The organism is Mycobacterium sp. (assembly GCF_044370595.1).
GTDB lineage: Bacteria > Actinomycetota > Actinomycetes > Mycobacteriales > Mycobacteriaceae > Mycobacterium.
This window is the reverse complement of sequence record NZ_JBILVF010000079.1, coordinates 1-14,927: the sequence shown is the minus strand read 5'-3', so window position 1 is coordinate 14,927 and position 14,927 is coordinate 1. Positions and strand designations below refer to the sequence as shown.

The window sequence follows — 14,927 nt, the reverse complement described above, 5'->3', positions numbered from 1 at the left end:
GCCCGTCCCGCCGAGATTGCAGCCACGCAGCCAAACAGTGAGTGCACAGCAACCTGACGTCAATCTCGGCGCACCGGAGAAGCGACCGGCCCCAACTCCCGCCCCGGCCCCCCCGCCAGCACTACCGGGCGAACCGGACGCCGCGGCTGTGCGCAGTATGTGGTCCACCGTGCGCGACAAGGTCCGCAATCGCAGTAAGCCCCTCTACGCCATGCTCGCCGACGCCATTGTGCGGACCGTCGACGGCGACACCCTGGTGCTGGCGCATCCGTCGGCGCCGCTGGCCAAGCGGCTGACTGAACCGCACAACGCCGACGTCATCCGCGATGCCCTCAAGGATGCCTTCGGGGTGAACTGGCGGCTGCGCTGCGAGGTCGGGACCGGCGCGCCGGTCCCGACCGCCGAACCGCTGCCCCCCGAGCCCGAACTCGACCAGGCCGACAACCAGCGCGCCGAGGAAGAGGACATGATCGCCGAAGCACGCGACCACACCGCGGCCGCACCGCGGCGTGATCCCGAGGAGGTCGCGCTGGAACTGCTCCAAAACGAGTTGGGGGCCCGCCGAATCGACGGCTAGCCCGGCGCATACTGGCAGGGTGACCCCACTGCAGCGGTACATCGCCGAGGAAATCGCCACCGATCACGTCGATGGCCTGCTACCGCGCCGTGAGGCGCTGCGACGGCTTGCGCTGCTGGGGATCAGCGCCTCTGCCGCCTCCGCACTCATCGCGGCATGCGGGGAGAAACGCCCGGCGGCGCAGTCCGGCACCACCGCCACGGCGAGTCCAGTGCCCACAGCAGACGCGACCCCCGCCGCGGGCTCCCCGCCGGGAATGGACACCGCGCTGCCCACCGAGCCCATCACCTGGGCCGGTCCTCGAGGGCAGTTGCAGGGCGCGTGGGCGCCGGCGCGGAACCCGCGCGGTGCGGTGTTGGTGATTCACGAGAACAAGGGCCTCAACGACTGGGTGCGTTCGGTAGCCGGGCGGCTAGCGGGTGTCGGCTACTCGGCGCTAGCCATTGACCTGCTCTCCGAAGAGGGCGGCACCGCGACGTTTTCCGATCCGGCGGAGGCCACCGCCGCGCTGGCCAAGGTCGAACCGCAGCGGTTCATCGCCGACCTGCGCAGTGGCCTCGACGAACTCACCCGCCGAGTCCCCGACCGCAAACTGGGTGCGGTGGGCTTCTGCTTCGGTGGCGGGATGGTCTGGCAATTGCTGGCCGCCGGTGAGCCCAGGCTGACCGCAGCGGTGCCGTTCTACGGACCGACGCCGGACGACGCCGACTTCGCCGACTCGAAAAACGCTGCGGTGCTGGGGATCTACGCGGCGCTCGACGACCGGGTCAACGCCTCCGAGTCGCTGGCGCGGTCGGCGCGGGAGAAGGCCGGGCTCAAATTCGAATTGGTCACCGAGCCCGGCGCCGACCACGCCTTCTTCAACGACACCGGTAAGCGTTACAACCCTGCGGCCGCGGCCGAAGCATGGAAACGTCTGCAGGACTGGCTGACCCGTTATCTGGCCTGAACCGGTTTACCCTGTATCCGCTAAAGAAGGAGCTTTTGAATGGCACAGGTCAGCGCCGCCAGCACCATCCTGATTAACGCCGAACCGGCGAAGGTCCTCGCCGCGATTGCCGACTACGCGACGGTGCGGCCGAAAATCCTGTCCCCGCAATACAGCGAGTATCGCGTTCTGCAGGGAGGCCAGGGCAGGGGGACCATTGCGGCCTGGAAACTGCAGGCCACCAAGTCGCGATCGCGGCACGTGGAGGCCTCGGTCGACGTCGCCGGCCACACCGTGATCGAGAAGGACGCCAACTCCTCGCTGCTGACCAACTGGACCGTCGCCCCGGCCGCGTCCGCCTCGACCGTCACGGTCAAAACCACGTGGAACGGGGCCGGCGGGGTCAAGGGCTTCTTCGAGAAGACCTTCGCCCCGCTGGGACTGCGCAAAATCCAGGCCGAGGTGCTGGCCAACCTCAAAACAGAGGTCGAGCGTTAAACCGGCCCTGCGCTAGCTGGTTCGCGGTGGCTGGGTCTGCAAGAACGCCACGATCCCCTTGACCACGGCGTCGGCATATTTCTGCCGACCCTCCTCGCTGCCCATCAGGGTGGAGTCCACCGGGTTCTTCATATTGCCCAGCTCGACCAGGATGGACGGGTATTGCGCGAGGTTCAGCCCGGCGATGTCGGCGCGGGGGTTGAGCCCGCTGTTGCCGATGTAAGTGGCGGGCGGGATACCGGAGCCGGCGAGTTGGTCGCGCATCATGCGGGCGAACTGCACCGACGGTCCGGCCTGCACCAGGTTCAGCGGTGGACTGGAATACAAGATGTGGAAGCCGCGTCCGGTCGGCGGACCGCCGTCGCCGTGAATTGACACCACAGCATTTGGTTGCAGCGAGTTGGCCAACGCCGCCCGCTCGTCTACGCACGGGCCCACCTGGTCGTCGTTGCCGCGCGACATCGCGGTGCGCACCCCGAGTTGGGTCAGGGCCGCCCGGATCCGCAGCGTGGTGTCCCAGGCGAAGGTGTGTTCGGGGTAGCCACTCTCGCTGCTGGTGCCGGTGGTCTGGCAGTCCTTAGTGCCACCGCGGCCGTTGGTGACCTGCCGGGTCATCGAGGCGTCGTTGGCGCCATTGTGGCCGGGATCGAGGAACACGATCATGCCGGCGACGCTGCCCGGGGCCGCTTGGCTCACCGGCGCTGCCAGTGAGGACGCGGCGAGAACCAGGCCGGTGGAGGCGGCGGCGACGACACGCACGGGCGCGAACTTCAGCACGTGCGCCACGCTAATCCCTCTGCGTCTAGGCTTGAAAGTCACCGGCCGGCACATACGCCAGTCCGCAACAAACTTGAGACCACAACGCAAGGAGACCGTCATGCAACCCGGTGATCCAGGCGATCTGGGAGCCTTCGGCTTGCAGGTCCCGCAGCAGCAGGTCCCGCCACAGGCTGCGCAGGCAGTGCAACAACTGCAGGCAGCGCTCGTGCAGGCCCACATGATGCAGCACAAGCTGATGGAGGCCCAGCAGCAGATCGCGGTCACCGAGGTGAGTGGGCAGGCCGGCGGCGGTCTGGTGCAGGTGACCCTCAACGGCACCGGCGAGGTGCTCGGGATCCACATCGACCCGCAGGTGGTCAACCCCGACGACGTCGAGACTCTGCAGGACCTCATCGTTGGGGCGCTCACCGACGCCGCGGAGAACATGCGGGAGACCGTCAAGGAGATCCTCGGCCCGCTGGCGGCCGCCGCCCAGCAGCAGCAGCCCGGGCAGCAGCCGGGGGCCTGACTTGTTTGAGGGCCCCGTCCAGGACTTGATCGACGAGCTCGGCAAGCTGCCGGGTATCGGGCCCAAGAGCGCGCAACGGATCGCTTTCCACCTGATCTCGGTGGAGCCTCCGGATATCGACCGGCTCACCGCGGTGCTCTCCCGAGTGCGCGACGGCGTGCAGTTCTGTGAGGCGTGCGGCAACGTCTCCGACGCAGCGCGCTGCCGGATCTGCGGCGACGCCCGCCGGGACGGCTCAACGGTGTGCGTGGTCGAGGAACCCAAGGACGTCCAGGCCGTCGAGCGCACCCGGGAGTTCCGCGGCCGCTATCACGTGCTCGGTGGTGCGTTGGACCCGCTGTCTGGCATTGGCCCGGAGCAATTGCGAATTCGTCAGCTGCTCAACAGAATTGGGGAGCGTGTGGACGGAGTGGACATAACCGAGGTCATCATTGCCACCGACCCCAATACCGAGGGCGAGGCGACCGCCACCTACCTGTTGCGCATCCTGCGCGACATCCCCGGGCTGACGGTCAGCCGGATCGCATCCGGCCTGCCGATGGGTGGCGACCTTGAGTTCGCCGACGAGTTGACGCTGGGCCGTGCGCTGTCCGGCCGTCGCTCCATGGTCTAACCCCCCCCGGCCGTCAGCGTCACCCCCGTCTGCCTCGCCGAGATTGCTCTCACTCAGGCCAGAAGCCCGAGACCAGCTGCGTGAGTGCAATCTCGGCGCCGATGTCGGGCACCTGCGTCATGCTGCGCCCCATGAGCGAGATTGTTATCGGCAGCGACGCCCTACGGTCCGGCGCCCTCACCCGGCACCAACTGAGCCGATATAGGCGACTACTGCCCGACGTCTATGCACCCCGGGGCGCTGACCTTTCGCTGCGCGATCGCACCCGCGCCGCGTGGCTGTGGTCGCGCCGGCGTGCCGTCGTGGCGGGTTCCGCCGCCGCCGCCCTGCACGGCGCCCAGTGGGTCGACGCCGACGAACCGGTCGAACTCATCTGGGCCTGCGGCCGCCCACCGGCGGAAGTGCGTGTCCGGAATGAGTCGCTGCGCCCTGGTGAGGTCACCTACGTCGCGGGCATACCGGTCACCACGCCGGCCCGCACGGCCTTCGACCTTGGGCGCCACCTTGCCCGCGACCGCGCAGTCGCGCGTCTCGACGCTTTGATGCGGGCCACCCCGTTTTCTGCCGACGCCGTGATGCGCCTGGCCGTCGATCACCCCGGCTTACGGGGCGTGCGTCGGCTCCGTCGGGCTTTACCCCTGGTCGACGCAGGGGCGGCCTCGCCGCGCGAGACCTGGCTCCGCCTTCTTCTTGTCGATGCCGGTTTTCCCCGCCCCACCACCCAGATCCCGCTGATGGACTTCAGCGGAAACATGGTGGTACTCGATATGGGCTGGGAGGAGTTCAAGGTCGCGGCGGAGTATGACGGCGATCAGCACCGCACGGACCGCCGACGTTACGTGTGGGATCAGCGTCGGTCGAGGATGGTGGCCAGACTGGGTTGGGACGCGGTCCGGGTGATCAAAGAGGACAGACCGCAGGAGGTTATTGCGCGGGTCGAGGAGGCGCTACGTGCCCGCGGATGGCGTGGCGAGATTGCACTCACGCAGAGCCGTACCCGCCCTTTGTCCGCGTGAGTGCAATCTCGGGCGGCTATACCCGCCGGGGCGCCGCCAGCCGCTCCCGCCGAAGTTGGGCGACCTCCGGCAGTTCCAGCGGCGGTAGCGAACCGACCACCTGGGACAACAGCAGGTCGGCAAGCTCGGGGTTGCGGGCCAGGCACGGTCCGTGCAGGTAGGTGGCGTACACGCTGCCCTGCACCGCACCGTCAATACCGTCACCGAGCCGGTTGCCCGCACCCTTGACCACCGCAGCCAGCGGCCGGGCTTCCGGCCCGAGAACCGTTCCCCCGCGGTGGTTTTCAAACCCGGTCAGCGGCTCGGCGAGGCCCTCGATCAGCGGCGTGGACACCACCTCGCCGATGGTGCGCTCCGGCTGCGGCGACGTGGTGACGTCGAGCAATCCCACCCCGTCGACCCGTTCCCCGGCTGAGGTCTCGTACCAGTGGCCCAGTACCTGGATAGCAGCGCAGATGGCCAGCACCGGTGCCGCCCGCGCGGCGGCACGCTGAAGGCCGGGGTGGCGCAGCAGGTGCCGGGTGGCCAGCCGTTGGGCGTAGTCCTCCGCCCCGCCGAGGGTGTAGAGATCCAGCGAATCCGGAACCGGTTCGGCCAGGGTGATTTCCACGATCTCAGCGGGAATTCCGCGCAGCAACAACCGCTGCCGCAGCACCACGGCATTACCGCCGTCACCGTAGGTGCCCATCACGTCGGGCAGCACCAGGCCGATTCGCACCGTCTCAGACACGCTTCATCCCCGAGTCGCTGCGCTCCTGCCCGCCGGTTCTATTCCCCGAGTCGCTGCGCTCCTGCCCGCCGGCTCGCTCCAACGCCCGCTGCAACTGCAGAAAAGCCGTGTAGTTGGCCACCACCTCGACGTGTCCCGGCGGGCAGGACTCGATGGCCGCGGCGGTGTCGTGAACCAGCGAATGCTCCACACCGGCGTAACCCAGTCGCACCGCCAGGTCGGTACCCCGCTCACCGGCGGCCACCACCGATATTCCTTCGAAATGTTCGAAGCGGACGTCCCACAGCCAGGACAGGTCCTCACCGTCGGGCACCTGTCCGTTGACCGAAATCACCACCCCTGCAGCAGTTTTGTCGACCATCGACAGCGCTTCCTGCCAGCCGGCGGGATTCTTGGCCAGCAGTAACCGCGCGGTGTGGTCGCCGATCCGGACGGTGCGGTACCGCCCGGCCACTTCGTCGACATCACATACCGCGGCTACCGCAGCGACCGGATCTGCGCCCATCGCGACGGTTGCGGCGACCGCCTGGGCGGCGTTGCAGCGGTTTACCGCACCTGGCAGCGAAAGCGTCATTGGGGCGACGAACCCCTCTGGCCCGTAAATCCTTTCGTCGTCGACCCACCACTGCGGTGTGGGGCGTTTAAAGTCCGCACCGGTGGAGTACCAGTTGTCATGTTCGCGGACGATGACCTCCCCGCTGCGCGGACAACTCACCGAGTCGTTCGCCCAGCTTCCCCCGGCGGCGACCCACACCACGCGTGGGCAGTCATAGGCCGCCGAAGTGATCAACACGTCATCGCAATTGGCGACGACCACCGCATCCGGATGCCGCGCCAATCCGGACCGCAGGGTCCGTTCGATGTGGTTGATCTCACCGACCCGGTCGAGTTGGTCGCGGGAGAGGTTCAACAGCACGATCACCGCGGGGTGCACCGCATCAGCCACATGCGGAACGTGCATCTCATCCACTTCGAGGGCGGCCAGCGTGGCGTCCCGGTCGGCGGCCAGGGCGGCGATCAGGCCGGCGTCCATATTGGCGCCCTCACCGTTGGTTGCGACCCGTCCCAGGGTGCGCAGCGCCGCGGCCACCATCCTGGTAGTGGTTGACTTGCCATTGGTGCCGGTGACGATCGCAGTCCGCCGGCCCGCCCCGAGCTGTTGCAGGACGGTGGGATCCAATTTCATCGCGACCAGGCCGCCGATCATCGCGCCGGCGCCGCGGCCGGTGACCCGGGAAGCCCACCGCGCGGCCGATCCGAGCGCCAGCGCGCAACGTCCGCGCAGTTTCATGGTCGGTCCGCGGCGAAGCGGCAATTCAGGCTCTATCGGCGACATCGCTGGTGAGTGTATGCCGACACGAACCCGAAGTCCCCCGGGCTGTCGGGGGCGCATGCCATTCTGAGGTCTGTGAGCCATACCTGGGGCAGGCCGGCAATCCAGGCCGCTGACGGCTGGGTCGTCGTCGACGTCGAGACATCCGGTTTCCGGCCGGGCCACGCGCGGGTGCTCAGCATCGCCGCCTTGGCCCTCGACGCCCACGGCCGGGTGGAGAACTCCGTGGTCAGCTTGCTCAACCCCGGCGTCGACCCGGGACCCACCCACGTCCATGGCCTGACCGCGGAGATGCTCGAAGATCAGCCGAGGTTCGCCGATATCGCCTCCGATATCGCCGAACTGATGCATGGACGCACCCTGGTCGCGCACAACGCACCCTTCGACTACTCCTTTCTGGTCGCCGAGGCTGAATTGGCCGGTACCGCATTGCCGGTGGACAACGTCATGTGCACGGTGGAACTGACCAGGCGGCTGGATCTCGGTCTGGACAATCTGCGGCTGGAAACCCTTGCGCGGCATTGGGATATCCCCCAAACCAAGGCCCACGACGCGTTCGACGATGCCCTGGTCTTGTCGCGCGTACTCGCCCCCGCGCTGCAACGGGCCCGTGAGCGTGACGTGTGGGTGCCGATCCGGCCGGTGAGCCGCCGGAGGTGGCCCAACGGCACCGTCACCCACGAGCAACTGCGGCCGCTGAAGATGCTGGCGTCCCGGATGCCCTGTCCCTATCTCAACCCCGGCCGCTATCAGCGCGGTGGACCGCTCGTTCAGGGCATGCGGGTGGCACTCTCGGCGGAGGTCGCGCGCACCCACGAAGAACTCGTGGAGCGCATCCTGCACGCCGGTCTGGCCTACGCCGAGGCTGTCGACCCGCAGACATCGCTGTTGATCTGCAACGAACCGGATGTCGAGCAGGGCAAGGGTTTTCAAGCCCGGGAACTGGGCGTGCCGATGGTCTCCGACGAGCAGTTCATGCACAGCGTGGGCGCGGTTGCCTGCGGCACCGGGATCGACGAGTTCGTGCAGTCGGTCGACCAGGGCCAGCAGTTCGCGCTGTTCTGACGTCGCACATCCCAGGAGGCGCCGATGAAGGCCGAACGGTTCGATTTTCCCAACGGCCAGGGGCATACGTTGACCGCCCTGCTCCAGCAGCCGTCCGGGGTGGTGCCGACCAACTATGCGCTGTTCGCGCACTGCTTTACCTGCAGTAAGGAAAGCCGCGCGGCCCGGTGGATTTCCGACTCGCTGGCTGCCCGCGGCATCGCTGTTCTGCGATTCGACTTCACCGGACTGGGTTCCAGTGAAGGCGAGTTCGCCAATACCGACTTCTCCTCCAACGTCGGCGATCTCATCGCCGCCGCGGACCATCTGCGCATCACTCGGCAGGCGCCGACCCTGCTGATCGGGCACAGCCTCGGCGGCGCCGCGGTGCTGGCAGCGGCCGCCCGTATCCCCGAGACGCGAGCAGTGGCGACCATCGGTGCCCCGTCGGACCCCAGCCATGTCACCAACCTGTTCGCCAACCAGATCGCGGTGATCCGGGAACGCGGCGAGGGCGCGGTCAGCATCGGTGGGCGGGAATTCCGGATCCGCCGCGACTTCCTCGACGATGTGGCCGAGCAGCGCCTGCTGGACCGGGTGGCCAGCATGCGCAAGGCCCTCCTGATCCTGCATGCGCCGACGGATCAGGTGGTCTCGATCGACAACGCGACTGCCATCTTCGGCGCCGCCCGGCACCCGAAAAGCTTCATCGCCCTCGATGAGGCCGATCATCTGCTGGCTCGCCGCACCGACGCCCGTTACGCAGGCGACGTCATCGCGGCGTGGAGCCAGCGTTACCTCCCAGCGCCGCAGGACCTGCCGTCCGATGAGCAGGCCCCCGGCACGGTGGTGGTCAGCGAGGCCGGACAGGGCAAGTTCCAGCAATCGGTCACCATGGGCGAACATCGACTCGTCGCCGACGAACCGGTCGACGTCGGCGGCGACGACAGCGGGCCGTCACCGTATGACCTGCTGCTAGCCGCGCTCGGCGCCTGCACATCAATGACACTACGGATGTACGCCGAGCGTAAAAAGATTCCCCTGGAACATGTTTCGGTGCTGCTGCAGCACGCCAAAATCCACGCGACCGATTGCGCGAACTGCGAAACGACTCAGGGGCAGGTAGACCGCATCGACCGCACCATCACCCTCGACGGAGACCTCGACGAGACCACGCGGGCCCGCCTGCTGGAGATCGCCGACAAGTGCCCGGTGCACCGCACGCTGACCTCCGAGGTGGACGTCCGCACGGTCCTGGCCGATCCGCTCAGCGGTTCAACCGCGCCGCCCGGTTGACCGCGGACACCACCGCCCGCAGTGACGCCGTCGTGATCGACGTAGCGATGCCGACACCCCACACCGTTTGACCATCCACCGACGCCTCGACATAGGCGGCGGCGGCGGCCTCCTCGCCGGCTGACATGGCGTGCTCGGAGTAGTCCAGTACGTGCACGTCGATGCCCACCCCGCCCAGCGCGTCGACGAACGCCGCCAGCGGGCCGTTGCCCTCGCCGCGGATCTCGGTCTCCACGCCGTCGAGTTTCACCGTGGCCTCGATGACGTCGGTGCCGCCGTCGACCTCCGAGCCGATCACCCGCTGCCGGATACGCTCTAAGGGCCGAACCGGCGCCAGGTACTCGTCGGCGAAGGAATCCCACATCTCCTTGGACGACACTTCGCCACCCTCACCGTCGGTGATCTTCTGGATGACCTGACTGAACTCGATCTGCAGCCGACGTGGCAGCACCAGGCCGTGGTCGGCTTTCATGATGTAGGCCACCCCGCCCTTGCCGGATTGCGAGTTGACCCGGATCACCGCCTCGTAGGTGCGGCCCACATCCTTGGGGTCGATCGGCAGATACGGCACCTGCCACACAAGGTCAGCCTCGTCTCGGTCCTCCTGGTCGGCGGAGATCTTCATGGCGTCCAGGCCCTTGTTGATGGCGTCCTGGTGGCTGCCGGAGAACGCGGTGTAGACCAGATCGCCGCCGTAGGGGTGGCGTTCGTGGACCGGCAACTGGTTGCAGTGCTCCACGGTGCGACGGATCTCGTCGATGTTGGAGAAGTCGATCTGCGGATCCACACCGCGGGAGAACAGGTTCAGACCCAATGTCACCAGGCACACGTTGCCGGTGCGCTCACCGTTGCCGAACAGACAGCCCTCGATCCGGTCGGCGCCGGCCTGATATCCCAATTCGGCTGCGGCAACGGCAGTTCCGCGGTCGTTATGCGGATGCAGCGAGAGAATGATCGAGTCGCGACGGGCCAGGTTGCGGCTCATCCACTCAATGGAGTCGGCGTAGACGTTGGGGGTGGTCATCTCCACGGTGGCCGGGAGGTTGACGATCAACGGCCATTCCGGGGTGGGGTTGATGACGTCGGCGACGGCATCGCAGACATCCACCGCGTAAGCCAGTTCGGTGCCGGTGTAGGACTCCGGGGAGTACTCATAACGCCACCGGGTCCCGGGGTGTTTAGCCTGTTCCTCCAAGCACTTTCGAGCACCGTCGGTGGCGATCTGCTTGACCTCTTCGCGGCCGGCCCGGAACACCACCCGGCGTTGCAGGATCGAGGTGGAGTTATAGAAGTGCACGATCACGTTCGGCGCGCCGTGGCAGGCCTGGAAGGTGCGTTCGATCAGTTCCGGTCGGCACTGGGTCAGCACTTGGATGGTGACGTCATCGGGGATCGCGCCCTGCTCGACGATCTCACGGACGAAGTCGAAGTCGGTCTGGCTGGCTGAGGGGAAGCCGACCTCGATCTCCTTGTAGCCCATCCGCACGAGCAACTCGAACATCCGCCGCTTGCGTGCCGGGCTCATCGGGTCGATCAGAGCCTGGTTCCCGTCGCGCAGGTCCACCGCACACCACATCGGGGCGTGGGTGATCACGGTGTCCGGCCAGGTCCGGTCGGGCAGGGTGATGTGCTCGACTTCGGCAGAGAACGGTCGGTAGCGGTCCACCGGCATCGCGCTGCCGCGTTGGGTGTTCCACCCCGGCTGGCCCTCCCGGGCCGGCCCGGCCGGCGTCTTGATGGTGCGAGCCGATACGTAGGCGTCGACCGAATCAACGTTTTGGGTGTTCACGATTTCGCTCCGGGAGGTTGAAGGGGGACTTCAGACCGGCGCATCGCGACCACCCGCGACGGGAAGCCGGTCTGGATCAGACCCCGTCGCGGCGTCCGAGAAGGAGCACCCGCTGCACGGCTATCACTGTACGCCCGTTGCTTCACCAGGCACAATCGCGGCCATGGCCCCTGATCACCCGCCCAGGCCGGCATCGGACCGGGTCGCCACGGTGTTCGCCGCGCTGCTGGCCATTCTCGCCGGGGCGGGTTCGGTGATGCTGTCTCCGTTCTTCGTGATGGCCACCGACGCCTGCGGCGCTGACAACTGCAACCTCGACCGGCTCACCTGGGCTTACGTCGTGACCTGGGGTGGGGTGGCGCTGGCGGCGGTGGTTGCGGTGGCCGGTGTGGTGCGCGCCGCCCGCCGGGGAACCGCCATGTGGATCTGGCCGGTGGTAGCGGTTGCGCTGGTGGCGCTGACGTTCGGGATCGGGTTCCTGCTGGCGACGTCGGTGTTGAATTCAGCCGGGGTGGTCTAAACCTCTGGCCGGTAAGCAGCAGCTACCGCCAGGGCTGGTCCCAGCGGCCGCTGAAGGCGACCTCTTCGAGCGGTTTACGACTCCTCGGCGCCGCGTCGCGCTCGGCGATCTCCGGATCCACCCCGTCGTAGTCGGCCAGGGAGCCGACGGCGATCACCATCAGCGGCCGGACCAGATCGGGAATGCCGAAAGCGGCGCGGGCGCCGTTGACGTCGAAACCGGCCATGGGGTGGGTGATCAGGCCGCGTGCGACAGCCTCGATGATCAGACTGGCCTCCGCCGCACCGGCGTCGACGGCGCTGTACAACGCGGTGTCGGAGTCCTCGCCCTCGTCGGCGCACACCAGGATCAACGCGCCCGCGGCTTTGGCGTAGGCGTTGCCCCGGCTGAGTAGCTCGGCCAGGGTCGCATACGTGCTGTCGCCGCGGAGGCCGACCAGGAACCGGACGGGCTGCCGCCGTCCCCAGGTGGCGGCCCAGCGGGCGGCCTCCAGTAGGGCGGTCGCCTGCTGGGCAGTCACCACCGCCGCTGGATCGAACGCGCGCGGGCTCCACCGCTGCGCTATCGGCGGGTGGATGGGAACGCTGGTCTGGGCGAGCCGATCGGCAGGCTGGTCAGGCATCGCTGTGAGATTACCCGGCGATCTCCCCGGCAATAGCCCGCTTATCCTTAATGACAACCCAACCCCCGGAGAGGGACGACAGTGGCGCTCGTCGTGCAGAAGTACGGCGGATCCTCGGTGGCTGACGCCGAGCGCATCCGCCGGGTCGCCGAGCGCATCGTGGAGACCAAAAAGCAGGGCAACGACGTCGTCGTGGTGGTCTCGGCGATGGGCGACACCACCGACGACCTACTCGACCTCGCACGCCAGGTGTGTCCGGCCCCGCCACCGCGTGAACTGGACATGTTGCTCACAGCCGGGGAGCGGATCTCCAATGCGCTGGTGGCCATGGCCATTGAGTCCCTCGGCGCCCAGGCGCGTTCGTTCACCGGGTCGCAGGCCGGCGTCATCACCACCGGGACGCATGGCAACGCCAAGATCATCGACGTCACGCCCGGGCGGTTGCGCTCAGCCCTGGATGAGGATCAGATCGTGCTGGTCGCCGGCTTCCAGGGTGTCAGCCAGGACAGCAAGGACGTCACGACGCTGGGCCGCGGCGGCTCGGACACCACCGCCGTCGCGTTGGCCGCCGCACTGCACGCCGATGTCTGCGAGATCTACACCGACGTTGACGGTGTCTTCACCGCTGACCCGCGCATCGTGCCCAACGCGCGGCGCCTGGACACCGTGTCCTTCGAGGAGATGCTCGAGATGGCGGCCTGCGGCGCCAAGGTGCTGATGCTGCGTTGCGTGGAGTACGCGCGGCGTTACCACGTTCCCATTCACGTCCGGTCGTCGTACTCCGACAAGCCCGGCACCATCGTCACCGGATCTATCGAGGACACCCCCATGGAAGACGCCATCCTGACCGGAGTTGCCCACGACCGCAGCGAGGCCAAGGTCACCGTCGTCGGTGTGCCCGACGTTCCGGGCTATGCCGCCAAGGTTTTTCGCGCCGTCGCCGATGCCGACGTCAACATCGACATGGTGCTGCAGAACATCTCCAAGGTGGAGGACGGCAAGACCGACATCACCTTCACCTGCTCCCGCGACTCCGCCCCGACGGCGGTGGAGAAGCTGACCTCGCTGCAGGACGACATCGGCTTCACCAGCGTGCTCTACGACGACCACATCGGCAAGGTTTCCCTGGTGGGTGCCGGGATGCGCAGCCACCCCGGCGTCACCGCCACGTTCTGCGAAGCGCTGGCCAGGGTGGGGATCAACATCGACCTGATTTCCACCTCGGAAATCCGAATCTCTGTGCTGATCAAGGACTCTGAACTGGACAAGGCGGTGGCTGCGCTGCACGAGGCGTTCCAACTGGGCGGCGAGGAAGAGGCCGTGGTCTATGCCGGGACGGGCCGGTAATGGCCAGCATCGGCGTAGTCGGCGCCACCGGCCAGGTTGGTGTCGTCATGCGAAAACTGTTGGAGGAACGCGACTTTCCCGCCACCAGCGTGCGATTTTTCGCCTCGACGCGCTCGGCGGGAAAGAAGCTGAGATTCCGCGGCCAGGAGATCGAGGTTGAGGACGCCGAGACCGCCGACCCTACCGGTCTGGACATCGCGCTGTTCTCCGCCGGGGCCACCCTGTCGCGGGTGCAGGCACCGCGCTTCGCCGCCGCCGGAGCCACCGTGATCGACAATTCGTCTGCCTGGCGCAAGGACCCCGATGTTCCCCTGGTGGTCAGCGAGGTCAACTTCGACCGCGACGTGCGCGGGACGACCCTGAAGAAGGGCATCATCGCCAACCCGAACTGCACCACCATGGCAGCCATGCCGGTGCTCAAACCGCTGCACGAAGAGGCGGGTCTGGTGCGGATGATCGCCTCCACCTATCAGGCGGTGTCCGGCAGCGGGGTCGCCGGGGTGGAAGAACTCGCCACCCAGGCCCGGGCGGTCATGGACGGTGCGGAAAAACTCGTCCACGATGGCGGCGCGCTGGACTACCCGGCGCCCAGCAAGTACGTCGCCCCGATCGCGTTCAACGTCATCCCGCTGGCCGGGTCGCTGGTCGACGACGGCTCCGGAGAGACCGACGAGGACCAGAAACTGCGCAACGAGAGCCGCAAGATCCTCGGCATCCCCGACCTCGCGGTCAGCGGCACGTGCGTGCGGGTGCCCGTCTTCACCGGCCACTCGCTGTCGATCAACGCCGAGTTCGCCCGCCCGCTGTCGGTGCAGCGGGCCAGGGAATTGCTGGCGGACGCGCCGGGCGTCACGCTGGTCGAGGTGCCCACCCCGCTGGCCGCCGCCGGCGCCGACGACTCCCTCGTCGGCCGGATCCGTCAGGACCCGGGCGTGCCGGAAGGCCGGGGCCTGGCGCTGTTCATCTCCGGAGACAACCTGCGGAAGGGCGCGGCGCTCAACACCATTCAGATCGCCGAGTTACTGGCCGCGCTGTAGCCGCAAGGCTGAAACCTGGGAGGTGTTCCCCGGCTACTCTCCGCCAAGGTTTCAGTCTCGTTCGGCTGTGGATCGACGAAAACTCCAGATCGCGTTTTCGGCGACGCCGTCTGGATGCGTTCGCCCTTGCACGGAGCGAAGTGGGTTGACGATGACGTCGCGGGGGCTGCATCAGCTGAGCCGAGCCCTCAGCCTGGTCGACCCCGGCGCTGAATCCCCGAAGGAGACCTGGCTGCGACTGCTGCTGATCCGCGCAGGGCTGCCGAAACCCACCACCTGAAACCTGGGC

Annotated in this window: 14 protein-coding genes and 3 pseudogenes; 12 read left to right on the top strand and 5 right to left on the bottom strand. The window is 67.5% G+C overall.

Annotated elements, in window-relative coordinates:
* The 3 genes and pseudogenes from ADBZ5N_RS11675 to ADBZ5N_RS11665 all read left to right on the top strand — a co-directional run.
* Nucleotides 1-577: pseudogene (locus ADBZ5N_RS11675) on the top strand (DNA polymerase III subunit gamma/tau); the annotation flags it as partial.
* A gap of 19 nt (nt 578-596) precedes the next feature.
* Nucleotides 597-1,526 (top strand): dienelactone hydrolase family protein, encoded by a 930-nt coding sequence (locus tag ADBZ5N_RS11670; protein WP_526257644.1) that lies wholly within the window; start codon nt 597-599, stop codon nt 1,524-1,526.
* Nucleotides 1,527-1,565: 39 nt separating this feature from the next.
* A complete protein-coding gene (locus tag ADBZ5N_RS11665) occupies nt 1,566-2,003 on the top strand; it encodes an SRPBCC family protein (protein WP_526257643.1) in 438 nt (145 codons plus the stop codon).
* A gap of 12 nt (nt 2,004-2,015) precedes the next feature.
* Here ADBZ5N_RS11665 and ADBZ5N_RS11660 read toward each other — a convergent pair whose 3' ends face one another.
* The gene (locus tag ADBZ5N_RS11660) at nt 2,016-2,762 is read right to left on the bottom strand and encodes an Rv3717 family N-acetylmuramoyl-L-alanine amidase (RefSeq protein ID WP_526257646.1); all 747 of its coding nucleotides are present in this window, start codon (nt 2,760-2,762) and stop codon (nt 2,016-2,018) included.
* Between the two features lie 118 nt (nt 2,763-2,880).
* On the opposite strand from ADBZ5N_RS11660, the gene ADBZ5N_RS11655 reads away from it, so the two are divergent.
* From ADBZ5N_RS11655 to ADBZ5N_RS11645, 3 genes are all read left to right on the top strand, one after another.
* A complete protein-coding gene (locus tag ADBZ5N_RS11655; RefSeq protein WP_526257642.1) occupies nt 2,881-3,291 on the top strand; it encodes a YbaB/EbfC family nucleoid-associated protein in 411 nt (136 codons plus the stop codon).
* Nucleotide 3,292: 1 nt separating this feature from the next.
* Nucleotides 3,293-3,904 carry a recombination mediator RecR gene (recR, locus tag ADBZ5N_RS11650; RefSeq protein WP_526257641.1) on the top strand — a complete coding sequence of 204 codons (612 nt, stop codon included), beginning with the start codon at nt 3,293-3,295 and terminating at the stop codon, nt 3,902-3,904.
* A gap of 131 nt (nt 3,905-4,035) precedes the next feature.
* Nucleotides 4,036-4,920, top strand: a complete 885-nt coding sequence (locus tag ADBZ5N_RS11645) for a type IV toxin-antitoxin system AbiEi family antitoxin (RefSeq protein ID WP_526257640.1) — start codon at nt 4,036-4,038, stop codon at nt 4,918-4,920.
* 16 nt (nt 4,921-4,936) lie between these two features.
* Here the strand turns inward: ADBZ5N_RS11645 and ADBZ5N_RS11640 are convergent, their stop codons facing one another.
* Together ADBZ5N_RS11640 and ADBZ5N_RS11635 are read right to left on the bottom strand one after the other, a co-directional pair.
* Nucleotides 4,937-5,638 carry a type 1 glutamine amidotransferase gene (locus tag ADBZ5N_RS11640; protein WP_526257645.1) on the bottom strand — a complete coding sequence of 234 codons (702 nt, stop codon included), beginning with the start codon at nt 5,636-5,638 and terminating at the stop codon, nt 4,937-4,939.
* 79 nt (nt 5,639-5,717) lie between these two features.
* A pseudogene (locus tag ADBZ5N_RS11635) lies at nt 5,718-6,941 on the bottom strand (MurT ligase domain-containing protein); the annotation flags it as partial.
* Nucleotides 6,942-7,058: 117 nt separating this feature from the next.
* Here ADBZ5N_RS11635 and ADBZ5N_RS11630 point away from each other — a divergent pair.
* The gene (locus ADBZ5N_RS11630) at nt 7,059-8,048 is read left to right on the top strand and encodes a DEDDh family exonuclease (protein WP_526257639.1); all 990 of its coding nucleotides are present in this window, start codon (nt 7,059-7,061) and stop codon (nt 8,046-8,048) included.
* A 24-nt stretch (nt 8,049-8,072) separates the two neighbouring features.
* Nucleotides 8,073-9,323 carry a bifunctional alpha/beta hydrolase/OsmC family protein gene (locus ADBZ5N_RS11625; protein WP_526257638.1) on the top strand — a complete coding sequence of 417 codons (1,251 nt, stop codon included), beginning with the start codon at nt 8,073-8,075 and terminating at the stop codon, nt 9,321-9,323.
* Here ADBZ5N_RS11625 and leuA read toward each other — a convergent pair.
* On the bottom strand, nt 9,295-11,112 hold the full coding sequence (gene leuA, locus ADBZ5N_RS11620) for a 2-isopropylmalate synthase (protein WP_526257637.1): 1,818 nt from the start codon (nt 11,110-11,112) through the stop codon (nt 9,295-9,297). The genes ADBZ5N_RS11625 and leuA overlap by 29 nt on opposite strands.
* 163 nt (nt 11,113-11,275) lie before the next feature.
* On the opposite strand from leuA, the gene ADBZ5N_RS11615 reads away from it, so the two are divergent.
* Complete coding sequence (locus tag ADBZ5N_RS11615) at nt 11,276-11,632, top strand: hypothetical protein (RefSeq protein ID WP_526257636.1); 357 nt, start codon at nt 11,276-11,278, stop codon at nt 11,630-11,632.
* Between the two features lie 22 nt (nt 11,633-11,654).
* Here the strand turns inward: ADBZ5N_RS11615 and ADBZ5N_RS11610 are convergent, their stop codons facing one another.
* Nucleotides 11,655-12,254, bottom strand: coding sequence for a nitroreductase family protein (locus ADBZ5N_RS11610; RefSeq protein WP_526257635.1), 600 nt, complete (start codon nt 12,252-12,254; stop codon nt 11,655-11,657).
* A gap of 81 nt (nt 12,255-12,335) precedes the next feature.
* Here ADBZ5N_RS11610 and ADBZ5N_RS11605 point away from each other — a divergent pair, with 81 nt between their 5' ends.
* From ADBZ5N_RS11605 to ADBZ5N_RS11595, 3 genes and pseudogenes are all read left to right on the top strand, one after another.
* Nucleotides 12,336-13,601: an aspartate kinase gene (locus tag ADBZ5N_RS11605; RefSeq protein WP_526257634.1), complete on the top strand. Its 1,266-nt coding sequence runs from the start codon at nt 12,336-12,338 to the stop codon at nt 13,599-13,601.
* Nucleotides 13,601-14,638, top strand: coding sequence for an aspartate-semialdehyde dehydrogenase (locus ADBZ5N_RS11600; protein WP_526257633.1), 1,038 nt, complete (start codon nt 13,601-13,603; stop codon nt 14,636-14,638). Before ADBZ5N_RS11605 ends, ADBZ5N_RS11600 begins: the two co-directional genes overlap by 1 nt.
* A 184-nt stretch (nt 14,639-14,822) precedes the next feature.
* A pseudogene (locus ADBZ5N_RS11595) lies at nt 14,823-14,915 on the top strand (hypothetical protein); the annotation flags it as partial.
* Nucleotides 14,916-14,927: the final 12 nt, after the last annotated feature.

Excerpts from the sequence above, each read along its gene's own strand:
- ADBZ5N_RS11645 (WP_526257640.1), top strand. The coding sequence starts at position 4,036 with ATGAGCGAGATTGTTATCGGCAGCGACGCCCTACGGTCCGGCGCCCTC.
- ADBZ5N_RS11665 (WP_526257643.1), top strand. The coding sequence starts at position 1,566 with ATGGCACAGGTCAGCGCCGCCAGCACCATCCTGATTAACGCCGAACCG.
- ADBZ5N_RS11600 (WP_526257633.1), top strand. The coding sequence starts at position 13,601 with ATGGCCAGCATCGGCGTAGTCGGCGCCACCGGCCAGGTTGGTGTCGTC.
- ADBZ5N_RS11625 (WP_526257638.1), top strand. The coding sequence starts at position 8,073 with ATGAAGGCCGAACGGTTCGATTTTCCCAACGGCCAGGGGCATACGTTG.
- ADBZ5N_RS11610 (WP_526257635.1), bottom strand. The coding sequence starts at position 12,254 with ATGCCTGACCAGCCTGCCGATCGGCTCGCCCAGACCAGCGTTCCCATC.
- ADBZ5N_RS11655 (WP_526257642.1), top strand. The coding sequence starts at position 2,881 with ATGCAACCCGGTGATCCAGGCGATCTGGGAGCCTTCGGCTTGCAGGTC.
- ADBZ5N_RS11615 (WP_526257636.1), top strand. The coding sequence starts at position 11,276 with ATGGCCCCTGATCACCCGCCCAGGCCGGCATCGGACCGGGTCGCCACG.